Raw genomic sequence first — 16,224 nt, forward strand, 5'->3', positions numbered from 1 at the left:
GCCCCGCTCCGTCCCGACGGAGCGGGGCCGCGGCCGTGCCGGACGGTCTTCGCCGTGCGCACCGGTCCCGGATGAGGTGACGCCCGCCGGCACCGCGGCGTGGCACGATGCGAGGGAGCACGGTGCCGGAGGTGAGGGAGCAGGATGTGTCGAGGCGATGGCAGCAGGTGCTCCTCCAGGCGGCGATCATCGTCGCTCTCGTCGTGGGGCTGCGCCTGATCCTGGGCGAGTGGAACTGGTGGCTGACCGCGGTCGGCGTGGCCTGGTTGCTGCTGACCAGCCTGTGGTCCTCGGGCGCGCGCGGCGACGGGGCGAGCGGTCCCCGGCAGAGACCGTGACACCGGACCGGTCCCTGCGCGGGCGCCTGATCGCGGAGCTCGCCGGCGCGGCGTTCCTGGTGCTCGCCCGGCTCGGGTCGTAGCCGGGGTCCAAGACATCGCATCGACCGGTTCCACGGGGCCGTTCGGCACGTACAGTGCCGCCCATGAGGGACCGACTCTACGAATCGATGGACGCCCGGCAGGCCGCCGACGCACTGGACACCTACCTGGCCGAACGCACCCCTGCCCTGCGCCGTCTGCGGAAGGTCATGGCCGGCCACGGTCTGGACCCGGGCGAGATGCTCGACGGCTCCGTCTACTCCGTCTCCCCGCTGTGGGCGTGGATCAGCATCCGGGCCGCCGAGCTCGGCGTCACCCCGCACTCGCTCACCGGCGATCCGACCCGTTCCACCTGGCCGTCCTGGGCCCGGCACGGCCGGCTCGTGGATCCGCACCCGCCGGTCGAGACCATCCGGCTGGTGGACGGTTTCGTCTCCTACCTCGGCCAGGTCCTGCACACAGCTGTGCCGCAGGCGACCTGGGTCGTCGGAGAGCACCTGATCGCCGACCACCCGCTGCACAACCGCCCGGTGCTCGCCGCCGATCACCACCAGATCTTCCTGCCGGCCTTCCCGCTCTACGGCGCGTACCAGTCCGCCCACGGCCGGTCCCCGATGTCCGGGACAGAGATGCTCGCCCACACCCGCCGCACCATCGACGCGCTCCACGGAGAAGGCGCCGAGTCCGCAGACCTCGAAGAGCCGATGGTGACCGTGGTCGCCGAGGTCGGCTGCTTCGACGTCGGGCTGCGCGAGGACGTCGCCGCGCACCCCGGCCTGGTGGAGCACCTGATGCGCGCGCTGTCCGATCGCGCCGGTGTCGTGTCGGTCCACCGCTACGGGCCTGCCGCCCTCACCGTGGACTTCCCGGACTGGGACGAACTGCAGCTGAAGCTCTGGTGCAACCTGTGGCTGGAACGCCACCTGCCGCGCTGAACGCGCTGCCGGCCAGGGGCTCGGCTACCCGCACCGCCCCCTCCCCTGCCGTGGAGCCATGGACCCCGCGACGGTGGTGAGCAGCGCGACGATCGACGCCGGGATCCTGGACCAGGCCGCCGGCTCCAACCCGCTCCTCCCCACGTTGCGGGAGCCCATGGCGCTCGTGCTCGGCGGCGCGCTGATCGCCCTGGTCGTCGTCGCGATCATCTCCCTGTCCCGCGATCGGCACTACACCGCGGTCCAGCGACTGCTGTGGTTGCCGGCGATCCTGGCGGTCCCGGTGCTCGGAGCCGTCCTGTGGTCGGCCGTCGGCCGCAGGGTCCCAGTGCGGCGGTGATCGACGGAGCCCCCGGTGGTGGGACGTCATGATCTGGGGCACCATATCTGTGGTCTGCACCCACGCCGGTAGCCGTGTTGACCGGGACGGCAGCTTTCCGCGTCCGCCGCTCCTGGGTCTACCTGTGCCTCCTGCACGCCGCCGGGTGCACCAGCTGACGACCCGCTGCTCGGGCTGGGGCTTCTCTCGCACCCACGCCAGCTTCTCGGTCTGCAGAACGTCGAGCGCCACGCCGGTCACACCGGTCAGCAGCGCGGCGGTGATGCGCTCGCCCCCGCGGTTCGTACGCCCATGGCACCCCTTCTCTGCAGTGCTCGATCCGTCCACACTTGAAGCTGCCACCGGCTTTCTGACCGGACTACCTGGAGGCTGACATGTCTGAGAACCGTGTCACAACGGAAGAGATTGCCGAGCTCGTGGAGCGCAACCGGGAGGCCGCCGGCGCCTACATCAACGGCAACATGCGCAGATACCTCGAACTCGTCAGAGCCTCGGAGGACTACACGTTGATGTCACCGTTCGGCGGCGACACGGTGCACGGCTCCGACGAATCCGATGAGGCCGTGGAGGCCACCTCCCAGTTCTTCCGCGGCGGTGACGCCGACCTGGAGATCGAGCAGACCTACGCCTCCGGGCAGATGGTGGTGCTCGTGGGCGTGGAGCGTCAGCACGGAGAGGTCGGTGGCCTGCCGGACCAGGACTGGTCCCTGCGCGTCACCCTCGTCTTCCGCCGCGAAGGATCCCAGTGGTGGCTGGTGCATCGTCATGCCGATCCACTGGTCCACGGCATCGACATGAAGCAGCTGTCGGCGCTGGCCCGCGGCCGAGATCCGGACTGACGACCCGCTCCCCAACCGATGACCGCGCCCGCCCCGGCTTCTTCGTCTGCCGCACGTCCGGCGCAACGCCGACCACATCGGTCAGCAGGGCGGTGGTGATGAACTCGGCCCAGCGGTTCGTGCCCCCTCAGCACCTCTTCACTGCAGCGCTTGATCCGGCCACACTGAGAACCGCCATGGGAACTTCCGACCGGACCACCTGGAGTCTGACGTGTCCGAGAACAGTGTCACCGCAGCAGAGATCGCCGAGCTCGTGGAGCGCAACCGGAAAGCCGCCGCGGCCTACATCCGCGGCAACATGCGCAAATACCTCGAGCTCGTCAGAGCATCGGAGGACTACACGCTGATGGCCCCGCTCGGAGGGAGGACGATGCACCGGGCTGACAGGCCCGACGAGGCGGTGGAGGCCGCCTCGGAGTACTTCCGCGGCGGCGAGGCGGACCTGGAGGTCGAGCAGACTTACACCTCCGGGCAGATGGTGGTGCTGGTCGGCGTGGAGCGCCAGCACGGGCAGTACGACGGGTTGCCGGACCAGGATCTGTCCGTGCGGGTCACCCTGGTCTACCGCCGCGAAGGGCCACAGTGGTGGCTGGTGCACCGCCACGCCGATCCACTGGTCCACGACATCAGCACGGAACAGCTGTCGACTCTGCTGCGCGGACAGAGCCAGGACTGAGGCCCCGGAGCTGGGGTGCACTGCGGTAGCTCCGCGGCCGCCTCGCGGAGCTCACGATCGCGCCCCGCAGCATGAGATGCACAACCGGAGTCGCATCTGCGCCAGCCGCTTCGCCTGCCGCAGATCCACCGCGAAGCCGGCCACCCCGGATGGGACGGGCTGCGGCCGAAGCTGTGGTGCACGATGTGGCTGCAGCGCCACCTCCCCCGGTGGCGCGACGACCATCACCGGCCTCTCCCGCTCACGTCGGCTCCTGCGGCTTCTGCGGGTCCTGCCGCCGTCGCCGTCGCTCCTGCCACCACGCGGCGCCCGCTCCGATGATCAGGACGATCAGCACAACGATCGCCCACCCCAGGCGGTCCCACGACCCGACGAGCATCACGATCAGCACGATGCCTGCCAGATAGCCCAGCAGCGCCGCCGCCAACCAGACCTTCCGCGCGTGCGCCTCCGTGGCCTTCCGTGACCGGCGCCGTGGCCCTCTCGCGTTCACCGTCGACCACCCCGCTGGCCTGTGCTGTCACGGGTCAGCACCAGGACGTCGAGCAGCCTGCGACTCTTCCTCACCATGTCAGCCCCCTCCATTGCTCGTATCGTGGCACGGTCACCGCGTCGCCTTCGCCGACCCTCACGGGCATCGCCAACGCTGTCCCGTCATCGGCAGCGTTCGAGCACGGACGACCCTGAGCCCTGTCCGCGGCCGGCACCTCGAGACGATGTCCCCACCGCCCGTTGCGAGGGAGCGGTCAACGTGCCTGGACGCATCGCGTCAAGCCGTCACTCGCGCGGGCCGGTATCGCTGGGCGACCGCCCCCGACCGGAACTCATGGCGGTCCACGAGCTCGAGCGGGATGCGCTCACGCAGACCGGCGAGCAACGTCGGCCCGTGTCCGGCAAGAACCGGCTGCACCACGAACTCGTACTCGTCGATCAGTCCCAGATCCGCCAACGCCGTCGGGAGCGTCACGCCACCCACCCACAGGCCCGCACCCGACTCCTGCTTGAGCCGCTGAACCGCTGGCCCCAGGTCGCCTCGCACCAGCTCCGCGTTCCAATCGACCCTGCTCAGCGTGCTCGACACGACGTGCTTCCTCACCCGGTCGATGGCCTCGGCGAACGGGATCTCCCACTCCTCCATCCAGTCCGGCCACGTACCCGTGGCCGGCTTCCGCCACGCCGACTCCATCATCTCGTAGGTCACCCGGCCGAAGAGCAGAGCATCGGCTCGCTCCATCTCAGCGGTCCAGTAGCGCATCGACTCCTCGTCCGGGGGCAGCCCTGCCTCGTGATGGCAGCAGCCGTCGAGCGTGACGTTGATCGAGTATCGAAGTGGTCTCATCTCGTTGTCCTCCCTTGATGTGGCACCGGCTCGGTCGTCTCAGCGCCCGGCCTGCTCCGTGTCCGAACTTCGTGCCGCGGCGGCGTGCTCGCGTTGTCGCTGGATCGCCCCGGCCACCCGGTAGGACTCCTCGGCCGAGACCACCCCCGACTCCTTCGCGGTGGTGATGCGCACGCTGGGCCCGCCCATCAGGTAGCCGGTGGCCCCGTCGTCCAGGCGGCGGCGGCCGATGCGCCACCACTCGGTGCGCGGCCCGACGACCACCTCGGTGATCTGCTCGTACGGGATCCGTGCCTTGCGCCAGCCCTGCCGGATGTCCACGGCGTGGTCCTCCAGGCGGATGGCGACTGATCGGTGCATGGCGAACGAGAGCGCTGTGTAGCCGACGAAGAAGACAGGTCCGGTCGTCAGAAGCCACGGGCCTTCCGGCACGATCATGAACGCCGCCGTCATCACCACGAGGAACACGCCGGCGATGGAGATCCGGATCCGCCACGGCTGGAACGTGACGAACTGCGGTGTCGCCTCCGGATCGGTGCGCCTGGCCATACCCCATGATCACCGACCGCACCGGCCGGGGGTAGCCCCGGCGCCCAGTAGGGCAGGTGGTGCGCCCGGGCGCCCGAGCACGAAGTGCTCCCCTGCGGGGCCGTCAGCCCGTGCGAGCGGCCGCGGCAGCGGAGGTGTGACGGATGTCGAGGTGTGGTGGTGACGTCGACGGGAGGGGAGGTCGGGCGCGGGCGGGGCGCGACGACGGGGCGTCGGAGTGCCCCCAGTCAGACTCGAACTGACACTGAGCGGATTTTAAGTCCGCTGCCTCTGCCGATTGGGCTATGGGGGCCGGCACCGGCCGCGCGACCGGGGTCGCCGACCACCTTATCGTCTCCTCCCGGTCCCCTCGCCCGGGCGGCCCGCCCGGCGGCGGGCCGGAGCACGCGCTGTCGACCGGACGCCGGATCCAGTAGGCTGGTCCGGTGGTCGAGCAGCCGGCCGCGACGTCGTCGCACCCGCAGGAGGCTGCTCCCGTGCACCACCCCCCTCCCCGCCGCCCCCCGACGGGCCCCGGTCACCGCCCGCCGCCGTCCCGGACACCTGCGGCATGAGCGAGGTCGAGGCCCCTCCCGTCGGCAGGACCTACCTGGCCCCCGCCGACGCGTTCCCGGCCGACCTGACCGAGCTGTCCCTGGCCGAGCTGCACGTCCTGCACAGCAGGGTCGGCCGCCAGCTCGAGCGGGAGCACCTCGAGGACCCGGCCGGCCCCCACCCGGTCACCCTCGACCGCCACCAGGACCTCACCGTGGAGCTCGACGCCCGCGAGATCGCCCACCCCCAGAACACGCTCTGACCGACGACGGAACGACGGCCCGGGCGAGGCAGGCAGGTGGGCGGCGGGCGGACCGCGCTCCCCGCCCGCCGGACGGCACCTCGGGCAGAGCACTGGTCACCTGGCGCGCGGGGGCATAGCCTGGGACCAGGTCGAGCAGCCGGCCGTGCCACTTCCGGCCGAAGGACTGCCCCCATGACCTCCCAGCTCGCTCCCTCCCTGTCCCGGACGACGGCCGCACCCCCGGCGCCCGGGACGTTCCTGGCACCGAACGACCCGTTCCCTCCGTCCCTCGCGGAGCTGGAGCTCACCGAGCTGCAGGTGCTGCACAGCCGCGTCTGCCGGCAGCTCGAGCAGGAGTACCTCGCCGACCCGGACGGGCCCCACCCGGTGACGCAGGACCGCTGCCAGGACGTGGTGGCCGAGCTCGACACCCGCCAGCAGTTCCTGGCCGCCCCGGTCCGGCTCGCCGAGGTGCCGGCCGGCAACGCGCCGGACGTGGCGGCGGCATCCTCGGAGGGGCCCCGGCCGGCACCGGCGCTCGAGCCGGTCCCCGCGCAGGCGCCGTCGGCCCGCCACCGCGCCGGCGGCATGGGGAACGTGCTGCTCGGCCTGGGCGAGGTGCGCCCGGGGGACCGCGTCGAGGTCTGGCAGCGGGGCGTGCTGCACTGCCGGGGCACCGTGCAGGAGGCGTGCCCGGCCCTGGGCGTCGCCTGGCTGCTCGAGGCCGGCGACGGCTACCGGCGGATGGTCCACGCCCACGACAGCGAGCTGCGCCGGGTCCTGCCCTCCGGCGGCTGACCTGCCCGGTCGGGCGAGGACCTGTGCACCTGCCCTGCCCGGGGCGTTCCCGGTCCGCCGCGCCCCGGGAACGGGTCGACCCCGCCCCGGCACGCGGCCGGGACGGGGTCGAGCGAGGACGGATCGGGTCAGAGGTTGGCCTTGCGCGGGGCCGGTGCGTTGCCGGCCGCGATCTGGAACCGCGTGCGCGGGTCCCGCTCGTGGCGCAGCGTGGTGATGTCCCGGCCGAACACGAAGTTCAGGGCCCACTCGGTGAAGACGCGGGCCTTGCGGTCCACGGTGGGGATCGCGTAGCCGTGGTAGAGCCGGTGCATGGCCCACGCGGCCACCCCGGAGAACTCGAGGCCCTTCTCCGGCAGACCGGGAAGGTTCTTGATGCTGGCCACGCCCTTGTAGAGGCCGAGTCCGGCGACCGCCCCGAGGTTCTGGTGGTAGTACTCCTCGAGCGGCTTGCCAGCCCGGGCAGCCAGGATGTTCTTGGCCATTGTGTGCGCCTGGCGCACCGCGTGCTGCGCGTTCGGGACGCAGAACCCGCCGACCCCGCCACCGGTGAGGTCCGGGACGGCGGCGACGTCCCCGGCGGCCCAGGCTCCCTCGAGGGGGCCGTCGTCGCCGGTGATCCGCAGGTCGGCCCCGGCCCGGACGCGGCCGCGCTCGTCGAGCGGGAAGTCCGTGGACTTGACGAGCGGGTTGGCCTGCACACCGGCGGTCCAGATCAGCGTGTCGGTGCTGAACTCGCCGGCCGGGGACTTGTCCTGCATGTTGACGAGCTTGAGGTGCTTGTCCACCGCGGAGTCCAGGGAGGTGTTGAGCAGGACCTCGATGCCGCGGCTGCGCAGGTGCGCCACGACCTTCTCCGCACGGTCCTCGGAGACCTCGGGCATGATCCGGCCCATGGCCTCGATGAGCACGAAACGCAGGTCCGAGACCGCCAGGCGCTCGTTGCGCTCGACCGCGCTGCGGGCCATGTCCTCGATCTCGGCGATCGTCTCGGTGCCGGCGTAGCCGCCGCCGACCACCACGAAGGTCAGCGCCCGCCGCCTGGCCTCCTCGTCGGTGGTGAGCGAGGCGACCTCGATGCGCTCGAGCACCCAGTTGCGCACCGCGAGGGCTTCCTCGATGGTCTTGAGGCCGATGCCGTTCTCGGCGAGGCCCTCGATCGGGAAGGCACGGGTGACCGATCCGCCGGCGATGACGATCTCGTCGTAGCTCAGCTCGAAGGTCTCGCCCTCGTCGATGCCCTTGACGGTCGCGGTGCGGTTCGCGTGGTCGACACCGAGCACGTGCCCGGTGACGATCTCGGAGTCCTTGAGGTGCTGCCGGTGGGGCACCACCGCGCTGCGGGCGGAGATGTTGCCGCCGGCCACCTCGGGCAGGAAGGGCAGGTACATCATGTACGGGTTCGGATCCACCACGGTGACGACTCCGCCGGAGTCCTTGATCCGCTTCTGCAGTTCCTGCGCCACGGTGAAGCCGACGTAGCCGCCGCCGACGATCAGAAGGCGCGGACGGTCCTTGGCAAGTTGCATGAATGACATGCCCCCGAGTCTACTCAGAACGCTGTCGATATCACTGCCGGCGAGGGAGGCCCGCACCGTGTTCCGGCGCACGCCTCAGGCGCCGCCGCCCGGGCTGCCGTCCGTGCTCGCGTCGGCCGCCACGATGCGCCGGATGTGCACCACGGCACCCGCGGTGAGGCCCAGCACCAGCAGCCCGAACCCGGCCAGCACGACCAGCGGCAGCAGCCCGGTCTCGTCCATGGGGGCGACGGGCTCGGGCGGGGCGACCTCCGCCTCCACCTCCTCGGTGACGGGGGCCGCGCTCCCGGTGGGGCCCGCCGTGGGGGTCGCCTCGGCGCTCCTGCGGTGCACCCGCACCCACTGCGCCATGCTGCCGAGCGGGCTGCGGTCCACCTCGGGGACGTCCTCCGTGAGCGCGGCCTCGACGTCCAGCACCCCGTAGCCGTAGAGCGGGTCCTTGCCCGGGGCCCCGGTGTCCCGGGCGGTGGAGACGATGCGGTTGGCGATCTGGGCGGAGCTCATCTCCGGCCACTTCGCCTTGATCAGCGCCGCGGTGCCGGCCACCACGGGGGCCGACGCGGACGTCCCGGCCCACGAGGCGTAGCGGTCGCCCGGAATGGCGCCGACCATGTCCTCGGAGGGACCGGCCACGGCGATGGAGATTCCCTGCGAGGAGGACTCCCAGCTCGCCTCCCCGGTGCGTCCCACGCCCCCCACGGTCAGCACGCCGGGGATGGTGGCGGGGGCGCCGACCTGGACGAGCCCGGACCCGCGGTTGCCCGCGGAGGCGACGACGAGCACGTCCTTCTCCTCCGCGTAGAGGAAGGCCTCGTCCCAGCTCTCGGGCCACGAGGTGGCGTTGGAGCCCACCGACATGTTGATGACGTCCGCGCCGTTGTCCACGGCCCACCGCACGGCGTCCGGGAGCTGCTCGTCGACGCTGCGGACCTCCGGGGTCTCGTCCCCCAGCCACGTGGACACGGCCAGCACCTCGGCGTCCGGGGCCACGCCGACGATCCCGGCGGGTCGGCCGGGGGCGTCGTCGTCCCGTCCGCCCGGGGGCACGTGCCCGCGGCCCGCGGCCACGGACGCCACGAGGGTCCCGTGCTCCGGCTCGGTGCCGAGGCCCTCCTGGCCGTCGTCGGCGCCACCGCCCGAGACGTCGGTGCCGGCCACCACGGCGCCCTCGAGGTCCTGGTGCGAGCCGTCCACCCCGGTGTCGATGACCGCGATCCGCACGCCCTCCCCCGTGGACTCCTGCCAGGCCTCGCGCACCCCGTACTCGTCCAGCCAGTACTGGAGGGGCCGGATCCCGTCCTCGGCGATGCGGGAGGTGTCCGGGGCCGGGGTGGCGCCCTCGCCGGGACCGGGCGCCACGGTGACGGGGTCCTCGATCGGGATGCTGGGGGCGGGCCCGGGCGGACGGGCCTGCGCCGGCCCTGTCCCGGGCACGGCCAGCACGCCCGCGCCGACCACGGCCGAGGCCGCGCCCACGGCGCCCCACCGGGTGAGGGTGCGGCGGGGAGTGGAGCGGGGACGGGGTGCGCTGGACAACATGCGTCCTTCCGGGTCGGGGGGGTGGGGGGCGGGTCAGCCGACCTGGGACAGGGCGATCCCGTCCAGGATGTCGTGCTCGCTCGCGATGGCGGAGTCCACCCGTCCGCCGGTGGCGGCGCCCACCCGCTCGACGATCCGCCGCCACACGAGCGCGCCGCCGCCGATGACGTCGACGCGGCCCTCGTGCATGTACGGCAGCGCCGCGCGCTCCGCGCGCGTCATGCCCGTGAGCTCCCGGCAGGCCTGCGCGAGCCGCCCGGCGGGCAGCTCCGTGCCGTCGATCGCCGCGGGGTCGTAGGCGGGCAGCCCGAGGGCGTGCGCCGTGACGGTGGTGATGGTGCCGGCGACGCCCACGAGGTGGGTCGTCTCCGCGAGCGGCACCGTCTGCAGGACCACGTCCACCGCGTGGTCGACGTCGCGGAGCACGGCCTCCTGCTGGGCGGGGGTGGGCGGGTTGGACCCGAGGTGGCGCTCGGTCAGGCGCACGCAGCCGATGTCCATGCTGCGCTCGGCGAGCACCCCCCGGGAGTTGCCCAGCACGAACTCGGTGGACCCGCCGCCGAGGTCGATCACCAGGACCCGGTCCTCGGGGTCCGTGCCGCCCACGGCGGCCGAGGCGCCCCGGAAGGACAGCTCGGCCTCCTCGTCCCCGCTGATCACCTCGGGGGTCACCCCGAGGCGCTCGCGGATCCCGGCGAGGAAGACGTCGCGGTTGCCGGCGTCGCGGGTCGCGCTCGTGGCCACGAAGCGCAGCTGCTCCACCTCGTGCTCCGCGAGCAGCCGGGCGTACTCGTCCGTGGCCGCGAAGGTGCGCTCGAGCGCCGCCTCGGCGAGCCACCCGGTGGCGTCCACGCCCTGGCCGAGCCGGACCACGCGCATCTCGCGCGCGACGTCGTCGAGCACCGTGGCGCCGTCCTCCTCCCGGGTGTCGGCGATGAGCAGTCGGATGGAGTTCGTGCCGCAGTCGATGGCGCCAACGCGCATGGGGTGTCCTCGGGGGTGTCGGGGGCGGGTGGGTCTCAGGCCTCGCGCCAGGCGGGGTCGCAGTGGCAGGCGTCGGGGGTCCACCACTCGGCGATGGCCGCGAGGGTCTCGTCGCCGAGCGGGTTCACGCCGGGTCCGGCCGCGAGCGCGTGGCCGGCGAGCACGTGCAGGCACTTGACCCGCACGGGCATGCCGCCGGCGGAGATGCCCTCGATCTCGGGCACGGGTCCGGTGCCTGCCACGGCGCCGATCCGGGCGCGCTCGGCGAGGTAGTCCTCGTGCGCGGCCCGGTGGGCCGCGGCGAGCGTCTCGTCCTCGGCGATGCGGTCCGTCATCGCGTACATCAGCCCGGCGGCCTCGAGCCGGGAGACCGCGGCGGTGATGACGGGATGGGCGAGGTAGAACACGGTGGGGAACGGGGTGCCGTTGGCCAGCCGCGGCGCGGTGGCCGCCACGAGCGGGTTCCCGCACCGGCAGCGCGCCGGGATCTCGACGACGTCGCGCACGGGGCGCCCGAGCTGCCGGGAGAGCACCCGGAGGTCCAGGGCCGTGGGCTCGACCGTCGCGGCGGTCACCCCGAGCCCGCGGGGGGCGGGGGCCGGGCGGTCGCCCGGCTCGTGTCCGTGCTGGGGGTTCACGCCGTTCCTCACTCCGCGGCGCCGCCGCGGCTGTCCGGCGCCGCGTCCTGCGGCGCACCGGTCCCGTCCGCCGGGGCGGCCGGGACGCTCTGCTGGGTCTGCTCTGTCTGCTCCGTGGTGCCGGCGTCCTGGCCGGCGGCGGGGTCGTCCGCGGCGGGGTTCTCCGTGCCCGGTTCCCCGGCGGCGTCCGCGCCCGCCGCCGGCGGGGCGTCCTCGTAGGCGGAGGCCACGACGGACTGCCAGAGGGCGTCCACCCACGCGGGCTTCTCGGCCTCCACCTGCGCCGCCGAGGAGTCGACCACGGCGCCGTCCATCTCCTCGGCGCCCACCACGAGGTAGGACCGCTCCCCCGGCATCACGTAGAGCAGCCGGTCCCGGGCCCGCTGCTTGACGTAGGTCTCGTCCGACCACTGGTCCACCTGGTCCTCGAGGGAGGCCTGCTGGGCCTCCATGTCGGCGATGGCGCGCTCGAGCTGGGCGATCTCCGCGCGCTGCTCGAGGAAGATCTTGGTGGTCGGCGCCGCCAGGAACACGATGAGGACGGCCACGAGCGTGAGGATCAGGAAGCGCCCGCTGAAGGTCCGGGCGGGGACCGGGGACACCACGGCACTGGACCCGCCGCCCGCGCCGCCGCCCGTCGCGCCCTCGCGCCCGCGCGGGCCCTGCGCGGCGTCGCGCCCGCCCATCAGGCGGGTGGTGCGCGGACGGGGAGCGGGCATGGCGACCTCACGGGGGAAGGGCGGGGACGGGGACCAGTGTAGCGCTCGCGGGGGGAGCGGCCGTTGCCGGGAACGGCCGCTCCCCCCGCGCGGCGGCGGGCCGGCGGCGCCGGTCAGCCGCCGTGGGCGGTCACTTCGCGGTGTAGCGCGGGAACGCGGAGGCGCCCGCGTAGCGCGCGGCGTCCCCGAGCTCCTCCTCGATGCGCAGCAGCTGGTTGTACTTGGCCACGCGCTCGGAGCGGGCCGGGGCCCCGGTCTTGATCTGTCCGGCGTTGGTGGCCACCGCGATGTCCGCGATCGTGGTGTCCTCGGTCTCGCCCGAGCGGTGCGAGATCATGCAGTGGAACATGTGCCGCTGGGCGAGCGAGATGGCGTCGAAGGTCTCCGTGAGGGAGCCGATCTGGTTGACCTTCACGAGCAGGGCGTTGCCTGCGCCCTCCTCGATGCCGCGGGAGAGCCGCTCCGGGTTGGTGACGAACAGGTCGTCGCCCACGATCTGGACCTGGGTGCCCACGGACGCGGTGAGGGCCTGCCAGCCCTCCCAGTCGTCCTCGTCCAGCGGGTCCTCGATGGACACGATCGGGTAGTCCCGCACGAGCTCCTCGTAGTAGGCGGTCATCTCCGCGGCGCTGAGCTGCTTGCCCTCGAAGCTGTACGAGCCGTTCTCGAAGAACTCGGAGGAGGCGACGTCCAGGGCGAGCGCCACGTCGGTGCCCACGGTGTACCCGGCCTTCTCGATCGCCTCGGAGATGAGGTCGAGGGCGGCCCGGTTGGACTCGAGGTTCGGGGCGAAGCCGCCCTCGTCGCCCAGGCCGGTGGCCAGGCCGCGCTCCTTGAGCACGCCCTTGAGGGAGTGGTAGACCTCCACCCCGGTGCGCAGGGCCTCGGAGAAGGTCGCGGCGCCGATGGGGGCGATCATGAACTCCTGGATGTCCACGTTGGAGTCGGCGTGGGAGCCGCCGTTGAGGATGTTCATCATGGGCACCGGCAGCACGTGGGCGTTGGGCCCGCCCAGGTACTTGTAGAGCTCGAGGTCGGAGGCGTTCGCGGCGGCGCGGGCCACGGCGAGGGAGACCCCCAGGATGGCGTTGGCGCCGAGGCCGGCCTTGTTGTCCGTGCCGTCGAGGTCGAGCATGGTGCGGTCGACGAGCCGCTGGTCGGTCGCGTCGAGACCGATCACGGCCTCGGCGATCTCCTCGTCGACGGCCTTCACGGCGTCGAGGACACCCTTGCCGAGGTACACCTTCTGGTCGCCGTCGCGGCGCTCGACGGCCTCGAAGGCGCCGGTCGAGGCGCCCGAGGGCACCGCCGCCCGGCCGTAGCTGCCGTCCTCCAGCAGCACCTCGACCTCCACGGTCGGGTTGCCGCGGGAGTCGAGGATCTGGCGGGCGTGCACTGCGGTGATCATGGCCATGGGTTGCTCCTGACGTTGGTGCTGAGCTGGACGCTGACGTGGGTGGAACGTGCGTGGTGGGGTGGTCGGGGGTTCCGGTGCCGGGCACCGGCCGAGGGTCCGCACCGGCGTGGCCGGGCGCCCCCGGCGGCTCCAGCCTAGCGACTCGGCGCCGGAGCCGGACGCTGGACCGGGGCGCGTGACGGGATCAGTCCTCGCTGCGGGCCGCGGCGTACGCGCGGGCGGCCCCGCGCAGGGCCCGCTCGGCGTCGAGCCCGCGGGCGGAGGCGGAGCGCACGAGCGCGAACAGCGCCTCGCCCAGCTCCTCCTCGGTGCCCGGCGCGCCGGGCTCCGCCGCGGCCGGGAGCGCGGGCTCGAGGTCGTGCTTGCGGGCCCGCGCGAGGGTCTTCTCCGCGAGGGCCAGGGCCGGCAGGTGCGGCGGGATCCCGTCGAAGGGCCCGGTCCGCTCCGGCTTCTCCGCGCGCTTGAGGTCCTCCCACCGGGAGTGCAGCTGCTCGAGGGTCTGCTCCCCCGCCACGTCCCCGGTGGCCCCGGCCCCGAAGACGTGCGGGTGGCGGCGGACCAGCTTGGCGGTGATCGCCTCGAGCACGTCCGCCACGTCGAAGCCGCCCTCGGCACGCGGGCGCTCCTGGGCCACCCGGGCGTGGAAGACCACCTGCAGCAGGACGTCCCCGAGCTCCTCGACGAGCAGCCCGGCGTGCGCCGCCGGCCCGCCCTCGGCCTCGACGGCCTCCACCACCTCGTAGGCCTCCTCCACGAGGTAGCGCACGAGGGACTCGTGGGTCTGCTGCCCGTCCCAGGCGCACCCGCCCGGGGTGCGCAGCCGGTCCATGACCGCCACGAGCTCCGCGAAGCGCTGCCCCGTCCGCTCCGGGACGCCGAGCCCCGCCGCGACGTCGTCGGTGCCGTGCCCCTGGCTCATGCGTGCATCCCCTCGAAGCCGTCGGTGATCATCCCGTCCAGGGCGCTGCGGTCCTCGAGCGGGAGGAAGGCGGCGGCCGCGGCGTTGCGCTGCAGCCGTTCCAGGTCGTCGAGCCCGTAGCCGAAGTGCCGCACCAGCAGCGCCAGCTCGTCCGTGACCGTGGTCCCGCTCATCAGCCGGTTGTCCGGGGAGACGGTCACCGTGAAGCCGGTCCGGTACAGCATGTCCACCGGGTGCCGCTCGGGGCCGTCCCCGAACGCGGCCACGGCCCCGGTCTGCAGGTTGGACGTGGGGCACACCTCGAGGGCGATGCCCCGGTCCCGCACCCACTCGGCCGTGCGCCCGAGGTCGACGACGGCGACGTCCGCCAGGTAGTCGATGTCGATGTCCTCGGCGATGCGCACCCCGTGTCCCAGGCGCAGGGCGCGCCCGGTGGCCAGCGCGTCCCGGATCGACCCGATTCCCGCCGCCTCCCCGGCGTGCAGGGTCACGGGCACGAGCTCGTCCGCGAGCAGCTCGAGCGCGGCCCGGTGCCGGGCGGGCGGGAAGCCCTCCTCGGGCCCGGCGAGGTCGAAGGCCACCACGCCGCGGTCCCGGTGGTCCACCACGAGCCGGGCGACCTCGAGGGAGCGGTCGGCGTGGCGCATGGCGCAGAGGATCTGGGTGACGGAGACGATGTGCCCGGCGTCCTCCGCGGCGAGCACGCCCTCCGAGAGCCCGAGCCGGACGGCCTCGACGGCCTCCGTCATCGACAGGCCCCCGGCGGTGTGCTGCTCGGGGGCCCAGCGCACCTCGGCGTGGACCACCCCGTCCGCCACGAGGTCCTCGACGTACTCCCGGGCGCAGCGCACGAGGGCCTCCGGGGTCTGCATCACCGCGACCGTGTGCTCGAAGGTCGCCAGGTAGCGCAGCAGCGAGCCGGAGTCGGCGCTCTCCCGCACCCACCGGCCCAGCGCCCCGGGGTCCTCGGTCGGCAGCCGGTGCCCGGCTGCGGCGGCCAGCTCGACCACCGTGGCCGGGCGCAGGGCGCCGTCGAGGTGGTCGTGCAGGCACACCTTGGGCAGGTCGCGCAGCACCCGGTCCGGCACGCGGCCGGGGCGCCGCTGGGCGGAGGTCAGCATCACGGTGGGCTCGGCCCCTGTCTCGGTCGGTCTCAGTAGTTCCAGTCCTGCAGGGCCTCGTTCATGTGCTGCGGGATGTGCGCCCCGGTGCGGGGGTACATGCGCAGCTCCTCGAGGTAGTTCTGCGCGGGCAGCCGGTCCTCGTAGCGCACGAAGGCCTCCTCGTCCGCGTAGTCGAAGGACACCTCCGGGGGGATGCCCGGGCGGAAGCGGAACATCATGGCCAGCGGGGCCCCGTTGCCCTCCACGTAGGACTCGTCCTTGAGCTCCTGCACGTGCAGCAGCTCCTCGGGGATGAGCTCGAAGGTGCGGCGCTGGTCCCAGAAGCCGTTCTTGCGGACGTGGGTGAGGGCGTCGTAGTAGGTGCCCAGGGCCCGCACGCGCACCAGGACGGTGGAGACGTCCATCGCCGTCCCGTCCTCGCCGAACAGGCGCCGCTGGGCGTCCGCGAGCCGGCGCAGGACGTCGACCTCCTTGAGCACGAGGTTGCCCTCGGCCAGCTTGTCCTGGGAGGGCCGGTCCGGAATCCCCGCCGGCGCACGGTAGGACGGGGAGACGTCGGTGGAGACCGCGGTCTCCGGGGCGGAGGAGTCGTGGTCGTCGTGCGCGGCGGTGCCGGCGGCGGCCGCGGCGGCCGTCGCGGCCGCCGCCCCGGTGGGCGCGGCCGGCTCGACGTCCTCGTGCCACTCGTCGTGGTCGACGTGGTCGGGGACCA

Annotated in this window: 18 protein-coding genes, 1 tRNA gene and 1 pseudogene; 7 read left to right on the forward strand and 13 right to left on the reverse strand. The window is 73.2% G+C overall.

Annotation, left to right across the window (positions count from 1 at the left end; genetic code table 11):
* The first annotated feature begins 131 nt into the window (after positions 1 to 131).
* From ACFU0Y_RS10880 to ACFU0Y_RS10900, 5 genes are all read left to right on the forward strand, one after another.
* Positions 132 to 338, forward strand: a complete 207-nt coding sequence (locus ACFU0Y_RS10880; protein WP_380214512.1) for a hypothetical protein — start codon at positions 132 to 134, stop codon at positions 336 to 338.
* Positions 339 to 484: 146 nt separating this feature from the next.
* On the forward strand, positions 485 to 1,315 hold the full coding sequence (locus ACFU0Y_RS10885) for a hypothetical protein (RefSeq protein WP_380214514.1): 831 nt from the start codon (positions 485 to 487) through the stop codon (positions 1,313 to 1,315).
* A 58-nt stretch (positions 1,316 to 1,373) separates the two neighbouring features.
* Entirely contained in the window at positions 1,374 to 1,655 is a 282-nt protein-coding gene (locus ACFU0Y_RS10890; protein WP_380214516.1) for a PLD nuclease N-terminal domain-containing protein, read from the forward strand.
* 374 nt (positions 1,656 to 2,029) lie between these two features.
* On the forward strand, positions 2,030 to 2,494 hold the full coding sequence (locus ACFU0Y_RS10895) for a YybH family protein (protein WP_380214517.1): 465 nt from the start codon (positions 2,030 to 2,032) through the stop codon (positions 2,492 to 2,494).
* Positions 2,495 to 2,705: 211 nt separating this feature from the next.
* Positions 2,706 to 3,170 carry a YybH family protein gene (locus ACFU0Y_RS10900; RefSeq protein ID WP_380214518.1) on the forward strand — a complete coding sequence of 155 codons (465 nt, stop codon included), beginning with the start codon at positions 2,706 to 2,708 and terminating at the stop codon, positions 3,168 to 3,170.
* Positions 3,171 to 3,411: 241 nt separating this feature from the next.
* Here the strand turns inward: ACFU0Y_RS10900 and ACFU0Y_RS10905 are convergent, their stop codons facing one another.
* The 4 genes from ACFU0Y_RS10905 to ACFU0Y_RS10920 form a co-directional block, all read right to left on the reverse strand.
* Positions 3,412 to 3,597 (reverse strand): hypothetical protein, encoded by a 186-nt coding sequence (locus ACFU0Y_RS10905; RefSeq protein WP_380214519.1) that lies wholly within the window; start codon positions 3,595 to 3,597, stop codon positions 3,412 to 3,414.
* 342 nt (positions 3,598 to 3,939) lie between these two features.
* Positions 3,940 to 4,509 (reverse strand): dihydrofolate reductase family protein, encoded by a 570-nt coding sequence (locus tag ACFU0Y_RS10910; protein WP_380214520.1) that lies wholly within the window; start codon positions 4,507 to 4,509, stop codon positions 3,940 to 3,942.
* Positions 4,510 to 4,548: 39 nt separating this feature from the next.
* Entirely contained in the window at positions 4,549 to 5,058 is a 510-nt protein-coding gene (locus ACFU0Y_RS10915) for a hypothetical protein (RefSeq protein ID WP_380214521.1), read from the reverse strand.
* Positions 5,059 to 5,276: 218 nt separating this feature from the next.
* Positions 5,277 to 5,350: transfer RNA gene (locus ACFU0Y_RS10920), tRNA-Leu, on the reverse strand.
* 258 nt (positions 5,351 to 5,608) lie between these two features.
* Here ACFU0Y_RS10920 and ACFU0Y_RS10925 point away from each other — a divergent pair.
* Both ACFU0Y_RS10925 and ACFU0Y_RS10930 read left to right on the forward strand, forming a co-directional pair.
* A complete protein-coding gene (locus ACFU0Y_RS10925) occupies positions 5,609 to 5,854 on the forward strand; it encodes a hypothetical protein (RefSeq protein ID WP_380214522.1) in 246 nt (81 codons plus the stop codon).
* 174 nt (positions 5,855 to 6,028) lie between these two features.
* Positions 6,029 to 6,634 (forward strand): hypothetical protein, encoded by a 606-nt coding sequence (locus tag ACFU0Y_RS10930; RefSeq protein ID WP_380214524.1) that lies wholly within the window; start codon positions 6,029 to 6,031, stop codon positions 6,632 to 6,634.
* Between the two features lie 128 nt (positions 6,635 to 6,762).
* On the opposite strand, the gene ACFU0Y_RS10935 is transcribed toward ACFU0Y_RS10930, so the two are convergent.
* From ACFU0Y_RS10935 to ACFU0Y_RS10975, 9 genes and pseudogenes are all read right to left on the reverse strand, one after another.
* Positions 6,763 to 8,172: an NAD(P)/FAD-dependent oxidoreductase gene (locus ACFU0Y_RS10935; RefSeq protein WP_380214525.1), complete on the reverse strand. Its 1,410-nt coding sequence runs from the start codon at positions 8,170 to 8,172 to the stop codon at positions 6,763 to 6,765.
* Between the two features lie 75 nt (positions 8,173 to 8,247).
* Positions 8,248 to 9,711, reverse strand: coding sequence for a S8 family serine peptidase (locus tag ACFU0Y_RS10940; RefSeq protein WP_380214526.1), 1,464 nt, complete (start codon positions 9,709 to 9,711; stop codon positions 8,248 to 8,250).
* Between the two features lie 33 nt (positions 9,712 to 9,744).
* A complete protein-coding gene (locus tag ACFU0Y_RS10945) occupies positions 9,745 to 10,695 on the reverse strand; it encodes an exopolyphosphatase (RefSeq protein ID WP_380214528.1) in 951 nt (316 codons plus the stop codon).
* A 35-nt stretch (positions 10,696 to 10,730) separates the two neighbouring features.
* Entirely contained in the window at positions 10,731 to 11,333 is a 603-nt protein-coding gene (locus ACFU0Y_RS10950) for a DUF501 domain-containing protein (protein ID WP_380214529.1), read from the reverse strand.
* A gap of 8 nt (positions 11,334 to 11,341) precedes the next feature.
* A complete protein-coding gene (locus tag ACFU0Y_RS10955) occupies positions 11,342 to 12,052 on the reverse strand; it encodes a septum formation initiator family protein (protein ID WP_380214530.1) in 711 nt (236 codons plus the stop codon).
* Positions 12,053 to 12,182: 130 nt separating this feature from the next.
* Positions 12,183 to 13,466 (reverse strand): phosphopyruvate hydratase, encoded by a 1,284-nt coding sequence (gene eno / locus ACFU0Y_RS10960; protein WP_380214531.1) that lies wholly within the window; start codon positions 13,464 to 13,466, stop codon positions 12,183 to 12,185.
* A gap of 187 nt (positions 13,467 to 13,653) precedes the next feature.
* Positions 13,654 to 14,388, reverse strand: coding sequence for a MazG nucleotide pyrophosphohydrolase domain-containing protein (locus ACFU0Y_RS10965; protein WP_380214532.1), 735 nt, complete (start codon positions 14,386 to 14,388; stop codon positions 13,654 to 13,656).
* Positions 14,385 to 15,509, reverse strand: coding sequence for an adenosine deaminase (locus ACFU0Y_RS10970; RefSeq protein ID WP_380214533.1), 1,125 nt, complete (start codon positions 15,507 to 15,509; stop codon positions 14,385 to 14,387). The genes ACFU0Y_RS10965 and ACFU0Y_RS10970 overlap by 4 nt, the downstream gene beginning before the upstream one ends.
* 32 nt (positions 15,510 to 15,541) lie before the next feature.
* Positions 15,542 to 16,224 (reverse strand): annotated as a pseudogene (locus tag ACFU0Y_RS10975) (ornithinee aminotransferase); the annotation flags it as partial.

The sequence above is a fragment of the Kocuria sp. NPDC057446 genome (assembly GCF_042802875.1).
Classification (GTDB): Bacteria; Actinomycetota; Actinomycetes; order Actinomycetales; family Micrococcaceae; genus Kocuria.

Excerpts from the sequence above, each read along its gene's own strand:
- ACFU0Y_RS10895 (WP_380214517.1), top strand. The coding sequence starts at position 2,030 with ATGTCTGAGAACCGTGTCACAACGGAAGAGATTGCCGAGCTCGTGGAG.
- ACFU0Y_RS10915 (WP_380214521.1), bottom strand. The coding sequence starts at position 5,058 with ATGGCCAGGCGCACCGATCCGGAGGCGACACCGCAGTTCGTCACGTTC.
- ACFU0Y_RS10945 (WP_380214528.1), bottom strand. The coding sequence starts at position 10,695 with ATGCGCGTTGGCGCCATCGACTGCGGCACGAACTCCATCCGACTGCTC.
- ACFU0Y_RS10890 (WP_380214516.1), top strand. The coding sequence starts at position 1,374 with ATGGACCCCGCGACGGTGGTGAGCAGCGCGACGATCGACGCCGGGATC.
- ACFU0Y_RS10910 (WP_380214520.1), bottom strand. The coding sequence starts at position 4,509 with ATGAGACCACTTCGATACTCGATCAACGTCACGCTCGACGGCTGCTGC.
- ACFU0Y_RS10930 (WP_380214524.1), top strand. The coding sequence starts at position 6,029 with ATGACCTCCCAGCTCGCTCCCTCCCTGTCCCGGACGACGGCCGCACCC.
- ACFU0Y_RS10970 (WP_380214533.1), bottom strand. The coding sequence starts at position 15,509 with ATGCTGACCTCCGCCCAGCGGCGCCCCGGCCGCGTGCCGGACCGGGTG.
- ACFU0Y_RS10925 (WP_380214522.1), top strand. The coding sequence starts at position 5,609 with ATGAGCGAGGTCGAGGCCCCTCCCGTCGGCAGGACCTACCTGGCCCCC.
- ACFU0Y_RS10885 (WP_380214514.1), top strand. The coding sequence starts at position 485 with ATGAGGGACCGACTCTACGAATCGATGGACGCCCGGCAGGCCGCCGAC.
- ACFU0Y_RS10955 (WP_380214530.1), bottom strand. The coding sequence starts at position 12,052 with ATGCCCGCTCCCCGTCCGCGCACCACCCGCCTGATGGGCGGGCGCGAC.
- ACFU0Y_RS10940 (WP_380214526.1), bottom strand. The coding sequence starts at position 9,711 with ATGTTGTCCAGCGCACCCCGTCCCCGCTCCACTCCCCGCCGCACCCTC.
- eno (WP_380214531.1), bottom strand. The coding sequence starts at position 13,466 with ATGGCCATGATCACCGCAGTGCACGCCCGCCAGATCCTCGACTCCCGC.
- ACFU0Y_RS10965 (WP_380214532.1), bottom strand. The coding sequence starts at position 14,388 with ATGAGCCAGGGGCACGGCACCGACGACGTCGCGGCGGGGCTCGGCGTC.
- ACFU0Y_RS10935 (WP_380214525.1), bottom strand. The coding sequence starts at position 8,172 with ATGTCATTCATGCAACTTGCCAAGGACCGTCCGCGCCTTCTGATCGTC.